The following is a 4677-nucleotide window of genomic DNA, read 5'->3' on the forward strand; positions in this document are numbered from 1 at the left end:
CGGAGAAGCTGATGGACTCCCGTTCGCGGCGCCAGGGGACCTGATGGCGGTTTATCACGCCGGGATCCGTCGCGCCACGGAAGCGACGGTTGCCTGCGAGAAGCCCCGGATGAATCGTGTGCGTGTTCCATCTATGATCAATGGCCCTCGCGGCAGTTGCGCGACCAGGGCTGGGGCTGGAAAGGCCTCGGGTGCGCGCGACACGGTGCCTACAGCGGCTTTCGAGGTTGCATGGATCAACACACCGCCCCACCGAAGACAACGGGCTCGACCCAAACCGAATTCCTTCGGCAGCTGCCGCAGGCGTTCGAGGACCTGGTCGACCACTGGCACATCGTGCGAAAACGTGCCTGCCCCCTGCAGGAAATCGGGGATCTGCGAGGGCGCACGGAAAGGCTCGTGGACCAGCTCAGGGACAAGCGAGTCGGCCGCCTTCTGGACCGCGTGCGGCGTTTGGACGAGCGTCTGCACTTTCATGTCCGAACGCAGCAGCCCCTGTCGCGCATCGAGGTGGATACCATCACAACCATCATGATGGCACTGCGCCAGGCCGGTATCGAGGAAGTGCCTGCGGAGTTGCGAAGACGTGCCGGGGAGCAGGCCAGAGCGGCCTCCGATGCCGACGGCGCCCCGATAGCGTCGACTCCAGCCAGTGCGAAGCCGGTGGTTTTCCTGATCGCTCCGACCGCGGCGGGCCCATCGACCCTCGCGGAGAACCTGCACGAGCACGGCTTCGACGTGCGGGTCTTCGAGGATCACGATTCCGCCTTGCAAGCGCTGCCCGATCAGCCCCCGAGTGCCTTCATCGCAAGGCGTCACCCTAGTCAGGCCGTCGCTGACATGCGCGATGTCACGAAGGTCCTGCGCGAGCAGATTCCGGTCTCGGTACCCGTTCTCTGGGTCGTGGATCGGGCGGACCCGGAGACGCGCCTGAACGTCCTCCGCGCGGGCGGGGATGGCTGTATCCAGGAGCCCGTGCCGATGGCTTCACTGGCGTGGCGACTGCGAAGACTGCTTCCCGCGGAAGCCCGGTCACCCCACCGGGTTCTGCTGGTGAACGCCGACCCGGAAGTGCGCAAGACCCGCACGGCGATGCTGCACGATAACGGTCTCGTCGTCGAAGGCCCTGGTGATCCCATGCAGGCCCTGCCCGCCGCGCTCCAGTTCGCGCCCGAGGTGATCCTGGTCGACGCATCGCTGCCCGCCATGGACGGCCTTGAGCTCGCGCATCTCTTGCGCCAGGAGGACGCGCTGCAGACGATACCCATCGTGCTGCTGGGCGAGGGGCCCGACCGGATGGAGAACCGGCACCGATTCCGGCAACTCGAGCTCGATTACCTGCGGCACCCGTTCTCCGAGTCCGACCTGCTGGAGCGGCTCTGCCTGAGGGCTTCGCAGTACCGGACCCTCACGGCACAGGGCACGGGCCGGCCGGGAAGCCCCGGTGCCTTTCTTGGACGCTCCCGGTTCGAGGAGGTGCTGGAGCATGCCCGCAGTACCCCGGGAACCGACGGGTTCCAGGCCGTGCTGTTCCTTGAAATCGATCGCTATGGTCAGCTTTCCCGGTCGCATGACTCGAGCATCCTCGGCGCACTCCCTGCGCGCATCGAATCGGCGCTGCGTCCCTACCTCCAGTCGGAAGACGTGCCCGCCCGCTACGACGATATGGCTTACGCGGTCCTGATCCACCGGGAGGAACCGGAACAACTGGAAGCGCTCGAGCAATCCCTGAGGCAGGCTGCCGCGGAAGTCCCCCGCGAGGACCTGCGGCTGAGCGATGTCCGCCTGCGGCTCGGCATGACCCCGGTAGGACCGGACGGCGATGCCCGGGCCGCCCTGTGTGAGGCGGCGACACGCTGCAGGGCAATGGCCAAAGCGGACCCGGCTGCAGAAAACGGCATCGAGGACGCATCCGGGTTCGGGAGCACCGCAGTCCGCACGCCGACTCTGGATGCCGCCGGGCGCAGGGACTGGAGCCGCTGGATCCGGGACGCGATTCTCGGCAAGAAGCTGTTCCTGGTGTTTCAGCCCATGTTCCCCGTGAACGGGAATGACGCGACACAGCGCTATGAAGTGCTGCTGCGCATCCGGGACGAAAACGGGGGCGTGAGTCTCCCGTCGGAAACCCTGACCATGGCCGAACAACTGGGAATGGGCGCCCTGCTCGACCGCTGGGTGATCGATACCGCTGTGGAAAGGCTCTCGACACACCGAAGCACCTCCCCCAACACGACCTTTTTCCTGAAGGTGACCGGCGACACGATCCAGGACGACCACTTCCTCGGTTGGCTCGGGGAAACGGTGCACCGCCGTGCCCTTGACCCCGGTTCCGTGGTGGTGCAGGTCCGGGAAGCCGATGCGGTTTTACAACGCCAGCGGACTCAGGAGATGGTCCGGGGATTGCGCGAACAGGGCATTGCCGTGGGCCTGGAACACTTTGGTCTCCGGACGACATCGTTCGAACTGCTCAAGTCGCTCGACATGGATTTCGTGAAGCTGGATCGCGCCCTCATTCAGGGCCTTGCCGATGGGTCGAACAACGCCCCTGCGATCCTGCAGCTCCTCCAACAGACCCGGGAGGGCGGCGTCACGGTCATCGCTCCCTACGTCGAAAACGCCGACAGCCTCGCAAGGCTCTGGAACGAGCGGATCGACCTGTTGCAAGGGCATTTCCTCCATGGACCGGACCTCGATCTGGCGTACGATCCGGTGCTCTGAGGTCGGGAAATGGGGGTCGGACCAAGCCAAGCCATTGAAATAGCGATAAAAGCCTTCCAGGAAGCCGGCGTTTTTCGCCTTATTGGCCTGTTTTTGGCCCCGGAATGGCCACGCTAACGGTCATGGCACTGTGCCACTCCTGACGACGCAAGCCCGCTTGCCGGGGAGGGCCGGGATGGGGGGTACGGCGCTGGCCGCGGCCCTCACACTCCCGGCCCGTTGTTCCGGCCATCCTGCCCTCCGCCCTTCGGGTCCGCCTACGACGGTTCGGAATCCGCCCCCGGCGGATTTGCCCGCAAGCGGGAGCGGGGAGAAATGCGCGACTTCCGCGCTAAGAAAACGCTGATGAATCCATCATCACGAGGAGCGAAGCCTTTAGCCGCGAGCGCAGCGCGGCGGGAGGGGGCGATCCATGGCGCAGGAATGAGGAAAATAAATCTGTCCCCTTTCCTGTTTTCCTGCTTTCCTTGGAGGTCAGGCAGTGGCCGGCTGCACGGCAAAGCGTAGACCCATCACCGCGCCATCCCGGAATACCACGGTTGCTTCGCGCAAGCCTTCATCCGGAAGGTCGAGCCGCACGGGTGTCCCTGGAACGGGTGCCGGCTCCCACAACGTCACCCGCACTCCGCCAAGGGAAAGATCAAGCAACTGGCATGGCGACCGGCGCTCGTTCACCCAGATCTCACTGATGGCGTCAACGTCCCTGCGGGCAAAGCGACGGCGATCCCGGCCGCTCGAAGCCGTATCAGGCGGCGTGACGCTGGCCGCGCTCTGCAGCCAAGTCTGGGCCACGTCACGGTGATGCGCGAACGCCGATCTCGCGAAGATCTCGGCCTGGGCCCGGTTCTCAACCGCCGGGAACCCCAGCCGCTCGATCACCGCGGCCACAAACCGCGGCGCGACGGCTTCATAATCGGAGGCGGTTTCGAGGTCCGCGAGCAACTGTGCGTCGATTTGCTTCAGAATCTTGAGGCGACCTTCCCAACTGGCCACCGCAATCGCGGAGAACCAGAAATTGGCCAGGTCCTCCGCTAGTTCATCCGGGTTCAGCATAGGTCAGGGTTGGGATTGGGCCAGTGTGCAGAGCGATGGGAAAAAGCACGGCGTGGTCCGCAACGGTGTAACCTCCACCGTCCTGCGCGGTATCCACCGAGCCGACTGTATCGGCGGCCAGTGCCGCTGTCGTACTCAAAGGGATGATGACCCCGAGACCACCGCTTTTGCCACGGCACTGGATCTCCCGTGTCTCACTCATAACCCGGGCCTTTGGTCGGATTCCCCTGACGGGAGTACAAATGGACGCAGCGCGGACGTCAATCCACCCAATGGGATTATCGCCGTTGGCCGGATGATCTATCCAACCGAACCCGCCAAGAAATCTTCCCAGAATCGGGCAGCTTAAGGGGCAAAAAACGACTCTGATGCGAATCGCACGTATCGTTGGTTCCCATGCAACACGGCGGAAACGGGGGTCGGACCAAGCCAAGCCATTGAAATAGCGATAAAAGGACTCCGAAAAGCGGACGTTTTCCGCCTTATTCGCCTGTTTTTGGCCCCGGAATGGCCCCGCTAACGGTCAAGGCACCGGCCAACGCCCGCCGCTGAAGGCCCCTTCCCAGCTTGCGGCGGAGGGCTGGGGTGGTGGTGCGGCGTCGCCTTCACTCCCGGCCCTCGCCCCCAACCCGTTACCCCAGGCATCCTGCCCTCCCCCCTTCACGCCCGCCCAAGCCATTTCGAAATCCGCTCCCGGCGGATTTGTCCGCGAGCGGGAGAAGGGAGAAATGCCCGACTTCCACGCCAGGTAAACGCTGATTAATCCGTCATCACCAAGAGCGAAGCCTTTAGCCGCGAGCGCAGCGTGGGGGGCGTGGCGATTCATGGCGCAGGAACCAGGAAAATGAACAGAAAAATAAATCTGTCCCCTTTTACCTCAGCGCCCGTCAAACCGCTTCGGTGAGT

The 4677-nt window shown here is 64.2% G+C and carries 2 protein-coding genes; one reads left to right on the forward strand and one right to left on the reverse strand.

Translation table 11 applies throughout. From position 1 onward, the window contains the following. Positions 1 to 399: 399 nt before the first annotated feature. The gene (locus tag ACESMN_RS13360) at positions 400 to 2718 is read left to right on the forward strand and encodes an EAL domain-containing protein (RefSeq protein WP_373054101.1); all 2319 of its coding nucleotides are present in this window, start codon (positions 400 to 402) and stop codon (positions 2716 to 2718) included. Between the two features lie 474 nt (positions 2719 to 3192). Here the strand turns inward: ACESMN_RS13360 and ACESMN_RS13365 are convergent, their stop codons facing one another. Next, positions 3193 to 3771 (reverse strand): PilZ domain-containing protein, encoded by a 579-nt coding sequence (locus tag ACESMN_RS13365; RefSeq protein WP_373054102.1) that lies wholly within the window; start codon positions 3769 to 3771, stop codon positions 3193 to 3195. Positions 3772 to 4677: the final 906 nt, after the last annotated feature.

Origin of the sequence: Thioalkalivibrio sp., assembly GCF_041690275.1 — a bacterium.
Classification (GTDB): Bacteria; Pseudomonadota; Gammaproteobacteria; order Ectothiorhodospirales; family Ectothiorhodospiraceae; genus Thioalkalivibrio.